16 protein-coding genes are annotated in these 15,760 nt (G+C 68.8%); 9 read left to right on the forward strand and 7 right to left on the reverse strand.

Annotation, left to right across the window (positions count from 1 at the left end; translation table 11 throughout):
* Positions 1–68: 68 nt before the first annotated feature.
* The 4 genes from purS to purL all read left to right on the forward strand — a co-directional run bounded on the left by purS (position 69) and on the right by purL (position 3,799).
* Positions 69–344, forward strand: a complete 276-nt coding sequence (purS, locus tag AUC44_RS14385) for a phosphoribosylformylglycinamidine synthase subunit PurS (RefSeq protein ID WP_062159335.1) — start codon at positions 69–71, stop codon at positions 342–344.
* Positions 341–1,012 carry a phosphoribosylformylglycinamidine synthase subunit PurQ gene (gene purQ, locus AUC44_RS14390; RefSeq protein ID WP_062159336.1) on the forward strand — a complete coding sequence of 224 codons (672 nt, stop codon included), beginning with the start codon at positions 341–343 and terminating at the stop codon, positions 1,010–1,012. Before purS ends, purQ begins: the two co-directional genes overlap by 4 nt.
* A gap of 20 nt (positions 1,013–1,032) precedes the next feature.
* Positions 1,033–1,500, forward strand: a complete 468-nt coding sequence (locus AUC44_RS14395; protein ID WP_231724462.1) for a DinB family protein — start codon at positions 1,033–1,035, stop codon at positions 1,498–1,500.
* A gap of 70 nt (positions 1,501–1,570) precedes the next feature.
* Positions 1,571–3,799 carry a phosphoribosylformylglycinamidine synthase subunit PurL gene (gene purL / locus AUC44_RS14400; RefSeq protein WP_062159338.1) on the forward strand — a complete coding sequence of 743 codons (2,229 nt, stop codon included), beginning with the start codon at positions 1,571–1,573 and terminating at the stop codon, positions 3,797–3,799.
* Between the two features lie 65 nt (positions 3,800–3,864).
* Here the strand turns inward: purL and AUC44_RS14405 are convergent, their stop codons facing one another.
* Positions 3,865–4,158, reverse strand: a complete 294-nt coding sequence (locus tag AUC44_RS14405; protein ID WP_231724463.1) for an endonuclease domain-containing protein — start codon at positions 4,156–4,158, stop codon at positions 3,865–3,867.
* Positions 4,159–4,309: 151 nt separating this feature from the next.
* On the opposite strand from AUC44_RS14405, the gene purF reads away from it, so the two are divergent.
* Together purF and AUC44_RS14415 are read left to right on the forward strand one after the other, a co-directional pair.
* Positions 4,310–5,728, forward strand: a complete 1,419-nt coding sequence (gene purF / locus AUC44_RS14410; protein ID WP_062159339.1) for an amidophosphoribosyltransferase — start codon at positions 4,310–4,312, stop codon at positions 5,726–5,728.
* Positions 5,729–6,066: 338 nt separating this feature from the next.
* The gene (locus tag AUC44_RS14415) at positions 6,067–6,273 is read left to right on the forward strand and encodes a YwbE family protein (protein WP_062159340.1); all 207 of its coding nucleotides are present in this window, start codon (positions 6,067–6,069) and stop codon (positions 6,271–6,273) included.
* Here AUC44_RS14415 and AUC44_RS14420 read toward each other — a convergent pair.
* Positions 6,270–7,052, reverse strand: coding sequence for an SDR family oxidoreductase (locus AUC44_RS14420; protein ID WP_062159341.1), 783 nt, complete (start codon positions 7,050–7,052; stop codon positions 6,270–6,272). The genes AUC44_RS14415 and AUC44_RS14420 overlap by 4 nt on opposite strands.
* A gap of 292 nt (positions 7,053–7,344) precedes the next feature.
* On the opposite strand from AUC44_RS14420, the gene AUC44_RS14425 reads away from it, so the two are divergent.
* Positions 7,345–7,536: a hypothetical protein gene (locus AUC44_RS14425; protein ID WP_046843961.1), complete on the forward strand. Its 192-nt coding sequence runs from the start codon at positions 7,345–7,347 to the stop codon at positions 7,534–7,536.
* A 116-nt stretch (positions 7,537–7,652) separates the two neighbouring features.
* Positions 7,653–7,946, forward strand: coding sequence for a hypothetical protein (locus tag AUC44_RS14430; RefSeq protein ID WP_062159342.1), 294 nt, complete (start codon positions 7,653–7,655; stop codon positions 7,944–7,946).
* A gap of 83 nt (positions 7,947–8,029) precedes the next feature.
* On the opposite strand, the gene AUC44_RS14435 is transcribed toward AUC44_RS14430, so the two are convergent.
* The 5 genes from AUC44_RS14435 to AUC44_RS14455 form a co-directional block, all read right to left on the reverse strand.
* Complete coding sequence (locus AUC44_RS14435; protein WP_062159343.1) at positions 8,030–8,545, reverse strand: hypothetical protein; 516 nt, start codon at positions 8,543–8,545, stop codon at positions 8,030–8,032.
* Positions 8,542–9,807, reverse strand: coding sequence for a hypothetical protein (locus AUC44_RS16680; RefSeq protein ID WP_157445393.1), 1,266 nt, complete (start codon positions 9,805–9,807; stop codon positions 8,542–8,544). Before AUC44_RS16680 ends, AUC44_RS14435 begins: the two co-directional genes overlap by 4 nt.
* Before the next feature lie 114 nt (positions 9,808–9,921).
* Positions 9,922–11,310: a serine hydrolase gene (locus AUC44_RS14445; protein ID WP_062159345.1), complete on the reverse strand. Its 1,389-nt coding sequence runs from the start codon at positions 11,308–11,310 to the stop codon at positions 9,922–9,924.
* Positions 11,311–11,399: 89 nt separating this feature from the next.
* Positions 11,400–11,651, reverse strand: coding sequence for a hypothetical protein (locus AUC44_RS14450; RefSeq protein WP_062159346.1), 252 nt, complete (start codon positions 11,649–11,651; stop codon positions 11,400–11,402).
* Positions 11,652–11,723: 72 nt separating this feature from the next.
* On the reverse strand, positions 11,724–12,611 hold the full coding sequence (locus AUC44_RS14455; RefSeq protein ID WP_062159347.1) for an SMP-30/gluconolactonase/LRE family protein: 888 nt from the start codon (positions 12,609–12,611) through the stop codon (positions 11,724–11,726).
* 173 nt (positions 12,612–12,784) lie between these two features.
* Between AUC44_RS14455 and AUC44_RS14460 the strand changes: the two genes are divergently transcribed.
* Positions 12,785–15,631: a 2-oxoglutarate dehydrogenase E1 component gene (locus AUC44_RS14460; protein ID WP_062159348.1), complete on the forward strand. Its 2,847-nt coding sequence runs from the start codon at positions 12,785–12,787 to the stop codon at positions 15,629–15,631.
* Positions 15,632–15,760: the final 129 nt, after the last annotated feature.

Below are 15,760 nucleotides of genomic sequence, written 5' to 3' on the forward strand. Positions count from 1 at the left end.
ACCTGCGCCAGCACTCCTGACCATCCGCCATGAGCCTCTTGCCATCAACCCTTCGAAGGAGCCCCACCATGTCCACCTTTAAAGCGAAAGTGTTCGTGACCCTGAAGCCCAGCATTCTCGACCCGCAGGGCCGCACCGTGGAGCGGGCGCTGTCGCACCTGGATCACGGGAACGTGAGTGGCGTGCGCGTCGGGAAGTACATCGAACTGACCCTCTCGGGCAGCCGCGCGGAGGTCGAGGCGCAGCTGAAGGACATCACGGAGAACGTCCTCTCGAACCCTGTCATGGAGGACGCCCGCTGGGAACTCAGTGAACAACAGGGCGAGGAGCTGGTCGGGGCGTGAAGACGGCCGTCATCCAGTTTCCCGGCAGCAACTGCGACGGCGACGCGCTGCACGCCGCGCAGCTGCTCCTCGATCAGGGCGCGCAGTTCGTGTGGCACACCGAGGCCGGCCTGCCGCAGGGTACGGAGCTGGTGTTCCTGCCCGGCGGCTTTTCTTACGGCGATCACCTGCGCAGCGGCGCGATTGCCGCGCGCAGCCCGATCATGCAGGCCGTCAAGGCGCACGCCGAACGCGGCGGGTTCGTGCTGGGCGTCTGCAACGGCTTTCAGGTACTGACCGAGTCCGGCCTGCTGCCCGGCGCGCTGAGTCGCAACCGCGACCTGCACTTCCTGTGCCGCCCCGTGCACCTGCGCGTGGAGAACACCGGCACGGCGTTCACCGGCACGTACACGAAGGGGCAGGTCATCGAGGTGCCCATCGCGCACGGCGAGGGCAACTACTACGCCGACCCCGAGACGGTCGCGCGGCTGGAGGGCGAGGGGCAGGTCGTGTTCCGCTACGTGGACAACCCCAACGGCAGCCTGAACGACATCGCCGGGATCGTCAGCGAACGCGGGAACGTGCTCGGCATGATGCCCCACCCCGAACGGGCCGTGGAGGCCCTGCTGGGCAGCGAGGACGGGCGGGGCCTGTTCGACAGCCTGAAGGGCGCGCTGGTGTCCCGGTGACCCCCCCGTCGCCGGGTGCCGTGACGGCCTACCTGGCCGAGCAGTTCCGCAGCGAGCTGGAGCTGTTCCGCGCCGCGCTGGAGCAGGCGCCGGGCGACGCCTTCCACACGCCCCGGATGGGCCACAGCCCCGCGTGGCACGCCCTGCACATCGCCGAGTGGCTGCGCCTGATGGTGCTGGACGACCGCACCCCCACCTACCACCACCTGGGGTGGGAGGACAACGCCCGCGTGCAGGCGCTGGGCACCCAGCCCGCGCCCGTCCGCGAGGGCGACCCGCGCGAGCAGATCCTGGCCGCGCTGACTGAGACCGGCGCGCAGGTCGTCGCGTGGCTGGAACAGGCGGGCGACAGCGCCCTGAACGGCGAGGTCTTCAGCGCCGCCACGCCCAGTGGCACCCGCCCCCGCCGCCTCGCCCTCGGCATGCAGCTGCGCCACGTCGGCTACCACCGCGGCCAGCTGAACCTCCTGCTGAAATCGCAGGCGTGACCCACACCCCCTCTTCCCCACTCCCGATCCATCCCCGCCCGGGCCGCGCCCGGGTTTGCAAGGAGCTTCAATGACGCAAGCCGCCACCCTCCGCGACCGTGCGGGCACGTTTGGCCTGTCCACCGAAGAATTCGACCTGCTCGTCACGCGTATCGGCCGGGAGCCGAACGCGCTGGAGGCCGCCATCGTGGGCGCCATGTGGAGCGAGCACTGCGGCTACAAGAACAGCCGCCCGCTGTTCCGGCACTTCCCCACGACCGGGCCGCAGGTGCTGCAGGGTCCCGGTGAGAACGCGGGCGTGGTGGATATCGGGGACGGGTGGGGCGTGGCGTTCAAGATGGAGAGCCACAACCACCCGTCGGCGGTGGAGCCGGTGCAGGGCGCGGCGACGGGCGTGGGCGGCATCCTGCGCGACATCTTCGCGATGGGCGCTCGGCCCTTCGCGGTGCTGGACTCCCTGCGCTTCGGGAACCCGGACAGCCCCCGCACGCGCTTCCTGCTGAACGGCGTGGTGGAGGGCATCGCGCACTACGGCAACGCGATCGGCGTGCCCACGGTGGGCGGCGAGGTGACCTTCCACCCCAGTTACCAGGAGAACCCGCTCGTGAACGTGATGGCGCTGGGCCTGCTGCGCCACGAGGATCTGGCGAAGGGGACGATGGGTGAGGTCGGGAACACCATCGTGTACGTGGGCAGCAAGACCGGGCGCGACGGGCTGGGCGGCGCGGTGTTCGCGTCCGCCGACCTCAGCAACGCCAGTCAGGCGGACCGTCCCGCCGTGCAGGTGGGCGACCCGTTCATGGAGAAACTGCTGCTGGAGGCGACGCTGGAGGCCATCCAGGCGGGCGTCGTGGCGGGCGTGCAGGACATGGGAGCCGCCGGACTGGTCAGCAGCACCTGCGAGATGGCGTACCGCGCCGGGCTGGGCATCACCATGGACCTGGATCTGGTGCCCACCCGCGAGGACGGCATGGTGCCCATGGAACTGTGCCTGAGCGAGTCGCAGGAGCGCATGATCCTGGTGCCGGTGCCCGGCAAGGAGCAGGAGCTGCTGGACCTGCTCGCCAAGTGGGAACTGGACGTGGTGACCATCGGGCAGGTCGAGGGGCACACGAACTACCGCCTGACGTGGCGCGGCGAGGTCGTCTGCGACCTGCCGGTGGACCTGCTGAACGAGGCGCCCAAGTACACCCGCGAGGGCATCGAATCCGAGGAGATCAGGGCGAAGCGCGAGCGTGACCTGAGCGGCGTGCCCGTCCCCGGCGACCTCGGCGCGGTCCTGACCGACCTGCTCGCTCATCCCACGATTGCCAGCAAACGCCCCATCTACCAGCGCTTCGACCATCAGGTCATGACGAACACCGTCGTCGTGCCCGGCGCCGCCGACGCCGCCGTCATGCGCGTCAAGGGCTCCGGCATGGGCGTGGCCGCCACCAGTGACTGCAACCCGCGCTTCGTGTACCTCGACCCGTACGCGGGCGCCGCCGCCGCCGTCGCCGAGGCCGCCCGCAACCTCGCCTGCGTGGGCGCCACCCCACTGGCGATCACGGACAACCTCAATTTCGGCAACCCCCACCGGCCCGAGGTGTACTACCAGCTGGAACGCGCCGTGCACGGCATCGCCGACGCCTGCCGTCATCTCAACACCCCCGTCACCGGCGGGAACGTCAGCCTGTACAACCAGTACACCGAAGGGGACGAACGCGTCGCCATTCACCCCACCCCCACCATCGGCATGGTCGGCGTGCTGCCCGACGTGACCAAACGCGCCACCATGGACTTGAAGGGCGAGGGCCACACCCTCTACCTGATCGGCGAGCACGCCGACAGCATCGGCGCGAGCCAGTACCTCGAAACCGTCCACGGCCTCGAAGCCGGGCGCGTCCCCACCCTCGACCTGACCCGCGAACAGGCCGTCATCGACGCCGCCCTGCACCTGATCCGCGCGGGCCTGACCGACACCGCCCACGACTGCGCCGAAGGCGGCCTCGCCGTCGCCCTGGCCGAAATGGCCATCGCGGGCCACACCGGCCTGAGCGTCACCCTGGACGCCCCTACCACCACCCGCGCCGACGCCCTCCTGTACGGCGAAGCGCACGCCCGCATCCTCATCGCCACCCCCGACGACGCCGGCACCGAAGCGGCCCTCACCGCCCAGGGCGTCCCCTTTGCGCGCCTCGGCACCACCGGCGGCGACACCGTCACCATTGCCCTCCCCACCCACCACATACACTTGAGCGTGACCCTCAGCACCCTCACCCACGCCCACACCACCCCCCTCGCGGAGATCCTGGGATGAACTGCGGCGGGAGCGGTGGTCACACGGCCACCCCCCTCCCAACCTCCCCCACAAGGGGGGAGGAGTCACGTCACGCCCGCCAGATGCTCCGCGACGCGTGCCAGCACACCGTCCAGGTTGCCCCGCACTTCGTTGTTCCAGAAGCGCAGCACCGTGAACCCGTCCGCCGTGAGCTTCGCGTCCCGCAACCGGTCCGACTCGCTGCCCGCATGCTGGCTCCCATCCAGTTCCACCACCAGCCGCGCTGGATAACACACGAAATCCACCACGAACGGCCCGATCACCTCCTGCCGCCGGAAACTCACCCCCAGCCCTGCCCCGCGCAGCCGCGACCACAGCAGCCGTTCCTCCGGCGTCATGTCACGCCGCAACCGCCGCGCCACCTCGGTACTGACGCTTCCCCTCTGTCGCCTGCGCTGCATCCCGCCCATCTTTTCACCCCTCCCCCCTCGTGGGGGAGGCTGGGAGGGGGGCCACGCGCGCCCCCGGCCCCCACCTCTGGAGCCTTGCATGATCTTTGATCCGATTCTTGATAAGCCGCAGGATGAATGCGGTGTGTTTGGCATGTTCTCGCCGGAGCCGCTGGATCTGGCGTGGTTCACGTACCTGGGCCTGTTTGCGTTGCAGCACCGTGGGCAGGAGGCGGCGGGGATGTGCGTGTCGGACGGGGAGAAGTTCCACGTGGAGAAGGATCTGGGTCTGGTGACGCAGGTGTTCGATGAGCGGCGCCTGGACAGCGTGCGGCTGGCGAACGCGCGGGTGAGTATCGGGCACGTGCGGTACTCCACGACGGGGTCGAACCTGCGCTTCAACGCGCAGCCGCTGACGACCCGGACGAACAAGGGCATCCTGGGGCTGGCGCACAACGGGAACTTCGTGAACGCCCGCGAGGTCCGCAACGACATGCTGATGCAGGGCGCGCTGTTCCAGACGACGAACGACAGCGAGGTGATGCTGAACCTGATCGCCCGCGAGAGCCACATGGATCTCGTGGAGGCCACCGCCGCCGCCATGAAACGCCTGAAGGGTGGCTTCGCGTGCGTGCTGATGAGCCGCACGCAACTGCTGGGCTTCCGCGACCCGAACGGCGTGCGGCCCCTGGTAATCGGGCAGCGGGACGACCACGCGTACGTGATCGCGTCCGAGCCGTGCGCGCTGTACGCCGTGGGCGCACGCCTGATCCGTGACGTGCAGCCCGGCGAACTCGTGTGGATCGACCGCACCGGCCTGCACTCCATGATGGTCGCCCCCCGCCAGCCCACCCCCTGCGCGTTCGAGTGGATCTACTTCGCGCGCAGCGACAGCCAGCTGGACGGCGCGGACGCCCACGAGAGCCGCATCCGCATGGGCCACCAGCTCGCCAGGGAACACCCCGTGGACGCCGACATCGTCGTGCCCGTCCCGGACAGCGGGATCGGCGCGGCCATCGGCTACGCCCGCGAGAGCGGCATTCCGTTCGATTACGGCCTGTACAAGAACCCCTACGCGGGCCGCACGTTCATCGCGCCCACGCAGGAAGCGCGCGAGTTGAAGGTCAAGATGAAGCTCAGCCCCACCAGCGCCGTGCGCGGCAAACGCGTCGTGCTGGTGGACGACAGCATCGTGCGCGGCACCACCAGCCGCCAGATCGTGAACCTCCTGCGCGAAGCAGGCGCGACCGAAGTGCACTTCCGGGTCAGCAGCCCGCCCATCAAGCACCCGTGCTTCTACGGCATCGACACCGCCGCCCGCAAGGAACTCGTCGCCAGTACGCACAGCATCGACGAGATCCGCGACCTGATCGGGGCGGACACCCTGACGTTCATCAGTGAGCAGGGCATCCGCGAAGCCGTCGGCGGCCCCGGCCTATGCTTGGCGTGCTTCAACGGGGAGTACCCCGCCGGAACGCCGCTGTTAAATGACGTGGACAAGCTGGCACTGGAAGTCTGAATCCTGCCAGAACGGAGCATCGGCCTCTGCGCGGGGCCGATGCTTTTTTGGTGGAGGAGACGGGAGTCGAACCCGCATGAATGACGCTGGAACTTTTCAGGAAACGCGCTTCCCTTGCTGCTTTCAACCCACCCCTCGCGGGGCCGCTATAGGTGCATCCGCAACCCGTCCCGGCCTTTCAGCCTGCGCCCAAGACTTCCGCCTTTCCGGTCACTGAACGTTTTTACCGGTGCCCTTCCTCTTGAGACCACTCCCCCAGACCCACCCAGCATACCCACCCTTGCGGCCAGCCCCATCCGCCAGACGACCTACGCGGCAGCGTCCCGTACCCTGAGTCCATGCCTCCTCTCCGTTCGCAGATTCAGCCCGGCGTGACCGTGGATATCGTTCAGAAGCAGGATCAGCCGACCGGGCGGTTGACGCGGGGGGTGGTGGCGGCGCTCCTGACCCGCTCCCCCTCGCATCCGCATGGGATCAAGGTGCGCCTGACGACTGGGGAGGTGGGGCGGGTGCAGGCGGTCGTGTCTGCACAGCCGTACGCCTAGCGCAGCAGGGAGGCGCCGCCGTCCACGTACAGTTCGATGCCGGACACGTGGCGGCCCAGGTCGGACGCGAGGAACAGGCAGGCGTCGGCGACATCCACGGGTTCGCCCTCTCCGCCGTGCAGGGCGGGGTTGCCGCCGGGCAGTTCGACCTTGATGCCGATCTGGTCGGTGTGGCGCTGGTCGGTGCGCTCCTGGATGTTCGTGTGGATGAGGCCGGGGCAAATGGCGTTGCAGCGGATGTTGTGCCGGCCGAGTTCCAGCGCGATCATCTTCGTGAAGGCCACCTGTCCGGCCTTGGAGGCGCTGTAGGCGCTGGCGCCCGGGCTGGAGAAGGTGCGGTTGCCGTTGACGCTGCTGGTGATCAGGATGCTGCCGCCGCCCGCGCGTTTCAGGTGCGGCACGGCGTGGTGCACGGTGAGGTACGTGCCGCGCAGGTTGATGTTCAGGGTCTTGTCCCACTCGTCCGGGTGCAGTTCGTCGATGGGGGCCCACACGCCGTTGATCCCGGCGTTGGCGAACACGATATCCAGGCGCCCGTACGCGGCGACGGTCGCCTCGATGGCGTCCCGGACGGAGTGCCCGTCGCTCACGTCGCAGGGGACGTACAGGGCTTCCCCGCCGGCGCGGGTGATCTCGTCGCGGACCTTCTCGCCCTCGTCGGGTTGCACGTCGGCCAGCGCGACCAGCGCGCCTTCCTGCGCGAACCGCCGCGCAGTGCCCGCGCCGATGCCGCTGGCGCCCCCGGTGATGAATGCGACCTTGCCTGTCAACATGCCCATCTGAACCTCCGTGCGTCGCTGCCCCTGGTTCGCTGCCGCCGGCCATGGACGGTCCGCGGGGCCGACTGGACCGCACTTCACCGTCCCCCGATGGGCTGGGCGTGAGGTCACAGTTGAGGCTGAGTTCAGGGGCACTTGAGGTTCATCTCAGAGGGTCCGAACCCCTACGATCTCGCGCGGTCGTCTGCGCTGAAGTGTGGAGGTCGGTGACCGGGACGGGTGCGTTCCGGGGGTACGCCGCCCGTGCGGCGCCTGCTCTTCGCTCTGGCTGTTCTCTGCTCCGGAGGTCCCTATGAAACTGCACAACATCCTGTATCTGGCCGGGTTCGCGTCCATTCTGATCAGCGCCACGCAGTACTTCCAGAACGAGTCCTCGGACAAGGAACGCGACGGGCTGTTCGTGGGTCACTGGGCGCCGACGTTCTTCATCCTGGGCAAGATCGCCGAGGACAAGGCCCGCCTGAACCGCAGCCTGACCGAGTAATCCTTCACCGCCGGGCGCGGGTCGCCCCACCCTGCCCCTCATGACGCGAGCTTGAGGGGCTTTTCATCGGCCCTCTGCCCCGCCCGGCCTAGGCTCGGCGTCTCAGGAGGTGTCGTATGCCCAGGAGCTGGAGTGGCAAGGATGAGCGGCAGTACCAGCATGTCAGGGACAGTGAACTGGCGCGCGGTGAACCCGAGGAGCGCGCCGAGGAGATCGCGGCGCGCACCGTGAACAAGCAGCGCCGCGAGGAGGGCCGCACCCCGAACCGGCGCACGCAGGGCACCGGCCATCCGGACGCGGCCCTGGGTGACCTGACCCGCGACGAACTGTACAACCGCGCCCGTGAGCAGGCGGTCGCCGGACGCAGCCGCATGAGCAAGGCGGAACTCGTGCGGGCACTGGGCGGGTAGGTGGGCTCTGGCCTCGCCGTGTCCACACCCATCACATCACTGAGCCCACGGCGACAAGGCGCGTGGCGCAGGTTCTGGTCAGTTCATTCGGCTTCGATATGAATGCTGATCTGCTCAGCCTGATCGGTGGGTTGTACCTGCATATCCTCGCGGCGCACAGCAGCACTGATGACGCATGGGCGACCCGCCTGGATGGTGCGGAAACCCAGGACTGCCTGGCCTCCCGACTCCGTTGCGGCGGGCAGTTCCGTGGCTGCGCCCAGGGCCTGTTGCAGGGACCTCACGGTCGGGCCCTGCACAGGGCTGAAATCCACTTCAAATACCAGCGCGTCCAGCGGTTCTGAGGTGTAGATCAGGGTAGAGTTCACCGCTGGCGGGAGTGCCGTGAGGCGCAGGAACCCTGCGCCATTCAGCGGATCGGTTTCATGGGGGCCGAGCGTACGTGCCAGCAGTTCCGGTGAGGTGACGGCGGTCATCTCCTGGCAGATCTGAAGGATAAGGGCGGGCCAGTCGCCTCTCTGCCAGGAGACGCCCGGCCCTTGGGACTTTACGGTGCAGGCGGTGAGCAGGGTCAGCAGCAGGAGCGCGTGGCGGTTCACTTGAGGTACTCCGGGTTGTAGACGAACTTCGCAGCGTTCATGGCCGTATCCCAGGCATCCCGTTCCTCGGGAAGCAATCGGTAGTCGCGCTCGGCCCTTGCGTAGTTTGGCCGCTGCTCGTTCAGTTTGCCCTGCAGGAAGCCGATCAAGGTGTCCAGGCGTTCCTTCTCGCGGTTCAGGACGTCACGTCGCGAACCGGTCGCTGTTTTCAATGCGGAGGTGACGACTTGCTGCGCGGCGGTCTGCTTCCGGAGTTCCCGCTCATTTGCAGCGATGATGGGTCCCAGGTTCATGTTGTACAGCGTGGTTTGACGGTGCCCTCTGTTCTTGCCGAAATAGGAGTGGTACCACTCCTGCGCGACGATCCCCAGCGGACTGTCCGGCGCGACCGGCTTCTGAAGGGCGGCCAGAACAGGCTTGCTGGTGCTGTCCAGTTTCGTTTCTGCGGCGATCTGTCTGGCTGTTCTGCCCAGGCCGGCCAGATACCGCAGCGCGGTGAACAGTTGATCTGCGTGGCGGGCTTCATGGAACAGGGTCAGCAGGAACGACTGAATCTGCTGCTCGGTGGCCTCTTTCTGGTGAAAGAAGTCGCTGTTCACGGTCAGTGTCCAGGCAGTCGCTGAGAAGGTTCCCCGCGTGGCCTCATCCATGAGTTTGAGAACGAAGGTGGGTTCGTACACGCCAGCAGTCGCCAGTGTGGTCTGAAGTAAACGGTAGACCGCCTGCCGTCTCTTCTCCTGGCTTCCTAGCGACCGCCAGCGCCGACTGATCTCCAGTGCGCTACTGGCGAAGGCCCTGACGTTCTTATCTGATGCCAGCCCGGCAGGAAAGAGTTTGCTGAGTTGTTCTGCGGTGAGCACCCCTGTCGCGGGGTAAGCGGAGATCGCTTTGCCACTGCGGAGTGGGATCAGGCGGTTGCTGCTGTCCTCCAGATCATAGGTGGCCTGCCAGCGCGCAACTGCCTTGACGAATCCCAGATCGACCTTTCCCGTCGCGCTGAGATTCAGACGCTGCTGGACGGCTGTGATCACGCGCGGCGTGTACAGCGCCGCGTTGTTCTGATACCAGGTGATGGCCTTCTGAATCTGACCAGTCGTCAGTGTGGCCGCTGGGTAGCCGTCGGGGTTTAACACATAGCCTGGCGCAGCAGTCAGGGTGCGGGCCAGTCCTCGTGACTGAAGATTGGCGGGCGGCGTGGTCGTGGCGCGGTTCTGGCTGCTCTGGGCGCTAGAGGCAGCGCGCTGAAGTGATTCCAGTGTCATGGCAAGTCTTCCTTGAGTGGGCTCGCAGTGGCGTTACCCTGGACTTATCACAGGAGTTCTCCGCACGCCGCCTCACTTGTTGACCGCCTGCTCAGTTGCACTGAAGCCCGTCCGTCAGGGCGCGCCGCCACCGAGCCGTCTGGCGTTGTCGAGCACGTACCGGGCGATGTCCGGGAGCTGCCGCTCGATGTGCGGGCTGTCGATGACGTCCGAGCCGGGGTTGAAGTAGGCGTACACGAAGGTCTGCCCGGTGGTCAGGGTAAGCAGGCCGCTCATGGTGACGTTCCGCCAGCCGCTCCCGGCCTTGCTGCCCCAGTAGGCGACGCCGGGGTCTTTCACGCGGCAGCACCCCTTGGCCAGGGTGTCCCGCAGGAACGCGCGGGTGCTGGCGGTCAGGCTGGGGTCGAGGTACAGGCGGGTGATCAGCGCGGCCCACTCGCGGGGGGTGCTGCGGTTTTGCAGGTACACCTCGGTCTGCGGGTGGTACGTGGGGCTGAAGAAGGCGCGGTCGAGGTGGTCCAGGAGACGGTCGGCGTTCAGGGTCTGGGCCTGCTGCACGGCCTGGGCGCGGATCTGGGCTTCCCCGGTGGGGGGGAGGCTGAAGGCCTGCTGCGCGCCGGCGTTCACGTCGGGGCCGTAGACGCTGCTCAGGAGTCCGGCCTGCGCGGCCCACCACGCCTTGGTGGTGGTGTCCACGCGGGTGTGGCACGCGCCCTGCGCGGTCACGAGGGCCTGGAGGCGGCCTGGGCCGTAGCGCAGGTGCAGCACGTCGCTGGCGGTGTTCTCGCTCTGCACGATGGCCTGCGTGGCGAGGTTCTGCACGGTGCGCGCGCCCGGCTGGTACGCCTCGATGCTGCGGTTGGCCTCGGTGACGCTCAGGCGGGTGTTCAGGGTCAGGCGGCCGGCCGTCACGTCGCGCAGGGTGCCCCACAGGACGATCTGTTTGAAGGTGCTCGCCAGGGGGTACAGGCTATCCGGGTCGTTGGCGATGACCCGCAGGGGTGCGCCGCTGCGCGGGTCGATCTGCGCGAGGTAGAACCCGACCGGGCCGCTGGCGAAGGCGGGCGGCTGGTACGGCAGTTCCGGCACGGGGGCGGGGGCGCGGCAGGGCGTGACCGGCACGGGCTCGTAGGTCGTCCAGGCCTCCTCGGGGTACAGGTCGATGGCGGTGAAGCGGGTGGGTCCCTCCACGCCCGCGCGGACGGACATGAGGTTCACGCGCAGGGGGCGGCCCTGCGCGCTGCGGATCTGGACACCCTGGCCCTTCACGTTGATCTGGATCTGGTCCTGGGCGGTGGGCACCGTGCGGGTCAGGGTGGGCAGCGCGGCAGTGAAGCGCAGGTCCGCGCCGGTGCCGCCGGGCAGGAGGCTGAGCGTGCCGTCGCGCGGGCCGAGGCCGGTCAGGGTCAGGCGGTAGAACGCGCCGTGCCAGTCTCCCTGCACGCCAGGGGCCGCGTGGGCGGTCGTGACGAGCAGCGCGGCGATCAGGGGACGAATATTCATGGGGCGCGTTCAGGATGGCACGCCAGGGGCAGCCCGGGCGACGGAAACGCCCCACCGGACGGTGAGGCGCAGGGGAGGCAGCGCGGCGATCAGTGAGGGTTCGGGGTGCGGTTGCGGCGCGCCGGCATACCCAGGCCCAGGCCGGTCAGGAACCCGCCGATCACGGCGAGCACGGCGGTGATCAGCACGGTGTTCAGCGGGCTGGGGAAGTTGGTGCTGCGGTTGGCGTTCGCCACGGCGTGCAGCTGGTTGATGTCGATGACGTCCTTCCCGAGCAGCAGCGCGGCAGCGATCAGGATGATCACGCCGAAGGTCAGGGTCACGCGCGACAGGATCTGCATGACTCCAGTGTACGGAGGGCCGCCCCGGCGTTCGGGCGGGCGGCCCTTATGACGTTCTTGGCGAATCCCGCCTTACAGGTGCAGGGCGCGGGTGGTGGTCGGGACGCGCCAGAAGCCGCTGCTGGCCGTCACGAACAGGGTGGTGCCGTCGGGACCGCCGAAGCAGAGGTTGCTGACCGTCTGCGGGAACAGGATGCGGCCCAGTTCCTGCCCGTCCGGGGTCAGGACGTGCACGCCGTCGGCGGCGCTGCTCCAGATGCGGCCCGCCTCGTCCAGGCGCAGGCCGTCGGTCTTGCCGGGCGTCACGGTGAAGTGCAGGCCCTCCAGCGTCGCCTCGCCCTGGGGGGTCACGTGGTAGCGGTACGTGCCGGGGTGCTCGCCCGTGTCGGCCAGCAGCAGCGTGTCCGCACTCGCGAAGGCCAGCCCGTTGGGTTTGTGCCGCTCGCGGATGGGGGCGCTCAGGGTGCCGTCCGGCGCGAGGCGGTACACCCAGCGGCCCGGCACCTCCATCGGCTCGCCGCGCCCGCCCTCCTCGGGCTTGTCGAGGCCGTACGTGGGGTCGGTGAACCACAGGCTCCCGTCGGGGTGCAGGGCCACGTCGTTCGGGGAGTTCAGGCGGCCGCCCTCGAAGCGGTCGGCCAGGGTCGTCCAGGTGCCGTCCTCCTCCTGGCGCAGCAGCGCCCGCCGCCCCTGCGAGCAGGCGATCAGGCGGCCCTGCGCGTCCACGGTGTGGCCGTTCTGGTAGTCGCTGGGGTGCAGTTCCTCGATCAGCTGATCGTCGTCGGTGTAGGCCCAGGTGCGGTTCTGGCGCAGGTCGCTGAAGATCACGCGCCGCCGCGCCGCGACGTAGGTGGGTCCCTCCGTCCAGGCGTAGCCGCTGCCCAGCTGCTCGGGCGCCGCGCCGGCCGGGAAGAGGGCGTGGAAGTCCGCGTGCGTGACCTGAAAGGCGGGGTGCGTCATACCCTCATGGTGACGGGTCACGGGCGGGCGCGGGTGGGGGTGGTGTAAGCGGGTGCCCCGGCCCCCCGGGGCGGGCGCTGGCCGGGGTGGGGGGGGTGGTTACGCACGCGGGAACAAATTCCGGGGGGCGCGGATGCCAATGCGCCGCGCGGGGGGCGGTATGCTGAGGCGTTATGACGCAGTCGCAGACGATCATGTCCGGCGGGAACGCGGCCTTCATCGAGGGCTTGTACGAGGCGTACCTGGCGGACCCCCAGAGTGTCGATCCGCAGTGGCGGGCCTACTTCGACGAGTTGCGCGGCGGCGCGCACGAGACGCCGCACTCGAAGGTTCAGGAGGCGTTCTACCAGCTGGGCACGCAGCGCCGCGGCGGGGCCGTGGTGCCCGCGCCGCAGGGCGTGAGCGGCGCGCAGCAGGCGGCGGGCGCGCTGATCACGGCGTTCCGGGTGTACGGGCACATCAGCGCGCACACCAACCCCCTGAAGATGCGCGGCCTGCCCGTGGTGCCCGAGCTGACGCCCGAGTACTACGGCCTGTCGGCGGCGGACCTGAACGAGCAGGTGCAGGACGGCCCGTTCAGCGGCCCGCTGCGGGACGTGATCGCGCAGCTGCACGACACGTACTGCGGCCCGATCGGCTTCGAGTTCAACTACCTGCCCGCCAATGAGCGCGCGTGGTTCCAGGAGCGCGTGGAGGCCCACCGGGGCCGGGGCGTGTTCAGCCGTGACGAGCGCCGCCGCCTGATGAGCAAGCTGAACGCCGCCGAGGGCCTGGAACTGTACCTGAAGAACAAGTACCCGGGCGTGAAGCGCTTCGGTCTGGAGGGCGGCGAGTCCTTCATTCCGCTGCTCGACCGGATCATCCAGCAGGCCGGGGCGGTCGGCGTGAAGGAGGTCGTGCTGGGCATGGCCCACCGTGGCCGCCTGAACACCCTGGTGAACATCTTCGGCAAGCCCAGCAGCGTGCTGTTCGACGAGTTCGACGGGAAGAAGAAGCTCAGCGACAACCCGGACGTGGCGGGCGACGTGAAGTACCACATGGGCTACTCCAGTGACGTGCGCACGCCCGGCGGGCCGATGCACCTGGCGCTGGCGTTCAACCCCAGCCACCTGGAGATCGTGTCGCCCGTCGTGCACGGCAGCGTCCGCGCCCGTCAGGACCGCCGCGGCGACGAGAGCCGCCGCAGCGTGCTGCCCATCACCGTGCACGGCGACGCCGCCGTGAGCGGCCAGGGCGTGGTCATGGAGACCCTGAACCTGTCGCGCCTGCGTGGCTTCGCGACCGGTGGGGCCGTGCGCATCGTGATCAACAACCAGGTGGGCTTCACGATCAGCGACCCGCGCGACACCCGCTCCAGCCGCTACTGCACGGACGTGGCGAAGATCGCCAACGCGCCCGTGCTGCACGTGAATGGCGACGATCCCGAGGCCGTGGCGTTCTGCGGGGATCTGGCGCTGGCGTACCGGCAGGAGTTCGGCAAGGACGTGTTCATCGACCTGATCTGCTTCCGCCGCAACGGGCACAACGAGGGCGACGAGCCGCGCATGACCCAGCCGATCATGTACCGCGAGATCGACCAGCACCCCGGCACCCGCGCGCTGTACGCGAAGCGGCTGGAGGCCGAGGGCGTCCTGGCCGCCGGTGAGGGCGACGCGCTCGTCAACCGCTTCCGCGATCAGCTCGACGCCGGCGAGGCCGTGGTCGAGGAGATGGAGAACGCCGCGCAGAGCAAACTGGCCGTGGACTGGAGCGAGTACACCGGCACCCACTGGCGCGACGAGGTGAGCACCGCCGTCCCGCAGGAGAAACTGACCGCGCTGGGCCTGCAACTCACCGAGGTGCCGGACGGCTTCAAGGTGCACCGCACCATCGAACGCACCGTGATCAAGCCCCGTCAGGCCATGGCCAGGGGCGAGCAGCCGCTCGACTGGGGCATGGGCGAGATGCTCGCGTACGCCAGCCTGCTCGACGAGGGCTTCGGCGTGCGTCTGGTCGGCCAGGACTCCGGACGCGGCACCTTCGTGCACCGCCACGCCGTGCTGCACGACCAGAACGCGCAGGACCCCCTGAACGAGGAGTACATGGCCCTGGCGCACCTGCGTGACGGGCAGGGCCGCGTGGAGGTCATCGACTCCACCCTGTCCGAGGAGGCCGTCATGGCCTTCGAGTACGGGTACTCCACGAGCGAACCCAAGGCCCTGATCGCCTGGGAAGCGCAGTTCGGCGACTTCGCCAACGGCGCGCAGGCCGTCATCGACCAGTTCCTGAGCGCCGGTGAGAGCAAGTGGCAGCGCCTGTCGGGCCTGACCCTGCTTCTCCCCCACGGGTACGAGGGCGCGGGCCCCGAGCACTCCAGCGCCCGCCTGGAACGCTACCTGCAGCTGTGCGCGCAGAAGAACATGCAGGTCGTGGTGCCTTCAAGCGCCGCGCAGATCTTCCACCTGCTGCGCCGTCAGGTGCTGCGCCCCTACCGCAAGCCCCTGATCGTCATGACGCCCAAGAGCCTGCTGCGCAACAAGGCCGCCATGAGCCCCCTGTCCGACCTGACCGACGGCCGCTTCTGCGAGGTCATCGGTGACGCCGAGGTCACGGGCGCCCGCCGCGTGGTCATCAGCAGCGGCAAACTGCACTGGGAACTCGTGGACGCCCGCGACGCCGATAAGGACGGCTACGCCGGGACGGCCCTGATCCGCCTGGAGCAGCTGTACCCCTTCCCCGCCGAGGCCCTGGCCGCCGAACTCGCCAAGCACCCCGGCGCGCAGGTCGTCTGGGCGCAGGAAGAACCCGAGAACCAGGGCGCGTGGCTGATGATCTGGGAGGACCTCGAGAAGGTGCTCGCCCCCGGGCAGACCCTCAAGAGCTCCACCCGTCCGCGCAGCGCCAGCACCGCCGCCGGGTACGCCAGCGTGCACGCCAAGGAGCAGGCCAAGGTCATCGCCGACGCGCTGGGCGAGAAACTCAGCGGCGAGGTCGTCGCCGAGCAGAAGGAACTCGCCGAGACCGCCAAACAGCAGGGCTGAACACCGAGTTCAGCGGGGCCGCTTCCGGGAGGACCGGGGCGGCCCCGCTCCTTTGGGCGGCGGCGGATCTTTTTCGTACCTTGTGTTCGGGCGTCCCCGGCGCAGTCACAGCGCCGGGGGGGTATAACT

It is taken from the genome of Deinococcus actinosclerus, assembly GCF_001507665.1.
Classification (GTDB): Bacteria; Deinococcota; Deinococci; order Deinococcales; family Deinococcaceae; genus Deinococcus; species Deinococcus actinosclerus.

Excerpts from the sequence above, each read along its gene's own strand:
- purS (WP_062159335.1), top strand. The coding sequence starts at position 69 with ATGTCCACCTTTAAAGCGAAAGTGTTCGTGACCCTGAAGCCCAGCATT.
- purL (WP_062159338.1), top strand. The coding sequence starts at position 1,571 with ATGACGCAAGCCGCCACCCTCCGCGACCGTGCGGGCACGTTTGGCCTG.
- AUC44_RS14405 (WP_231724463.1), bottom strand. The coding sequence starts at position 4,158 with ATGACGCCGGAGGAACGGCTGCTGTGGTCGCGGCTGCGCGGGGCAGGG.
- purF (WP_062159339.1), top strand. The coding sequence starts at position 4,310 with ATGATCTTTGATCCGATTCTTGATAAGCCGCAGGATGAATGCGGTGTG.
- AUC44_RS14415 (WP_062159340.1), top strand. The coding sequence starts at position 6,067 with ATGCCTCCTCTCCGTTCGCAGATTCAGCCCGGCGTGACCGTGGATATC.
- AUC44_RS14420 (WP_062159341.1), bottom strand. The coding sequence starts at position 7,052 with ATGGGCATGTTGACAGGCAAGGTCGCATTCATCACCGGGGGCGCCAGC.
- AUC44_RS14425 (WP_046843961.1), top strand. The coding sequence starts at position 7,345 with ATGAAACTGCACAACATCCTGTATCTGGCCGGGTTCGCGTCCATTCTG.
- AUC44_RS14430 (WP_062159342.1), top strand. The coding sequence starts at position 7,653 with ATGCCCAGGAGCTGGAGTGGCAAGGATGAGCGGCAGTACCAGCATGTC.
- AUC44_RS16680 (WP_157445393.1), bottom strand. The coding sequence starts at position 9,807 with ATGACACTGGAATCACTTCAGCGCGCTGCCTCTAGCGCCCAGAGCAGC.
- AUC44_RS14445 (WP_062159345.1), bottom strand. The coding sequence starts at position 11,310 with ATGAATATTCGTCCCCTGATCGCCGCGCTGCTCGTCACGACCGCCCAC.
- AUC44_RS14450 (WP_062159346.1), bottom strand. The coding sequence starts at position 11,651 with ATGCAGATCCTGTCGCGCGTGACCCTGACCTTCGGCGTGATCATCCTG.
- AUC44_RS14455 (WP_062159347.1), bottom strand. The coding sequence starts at position 12,611 with ATGACGCACCCCGCCTTTCAGGTCACGCACGCGGACTTCCACGCCCTC.
- AUC44_RS14460 (WP_062159348.1), top strand. The coding sequence starts at position 12,785 with ATGACGCAGTCGCAGACGATCATGTCCGGCGGGAACGCGGCCTTCATC.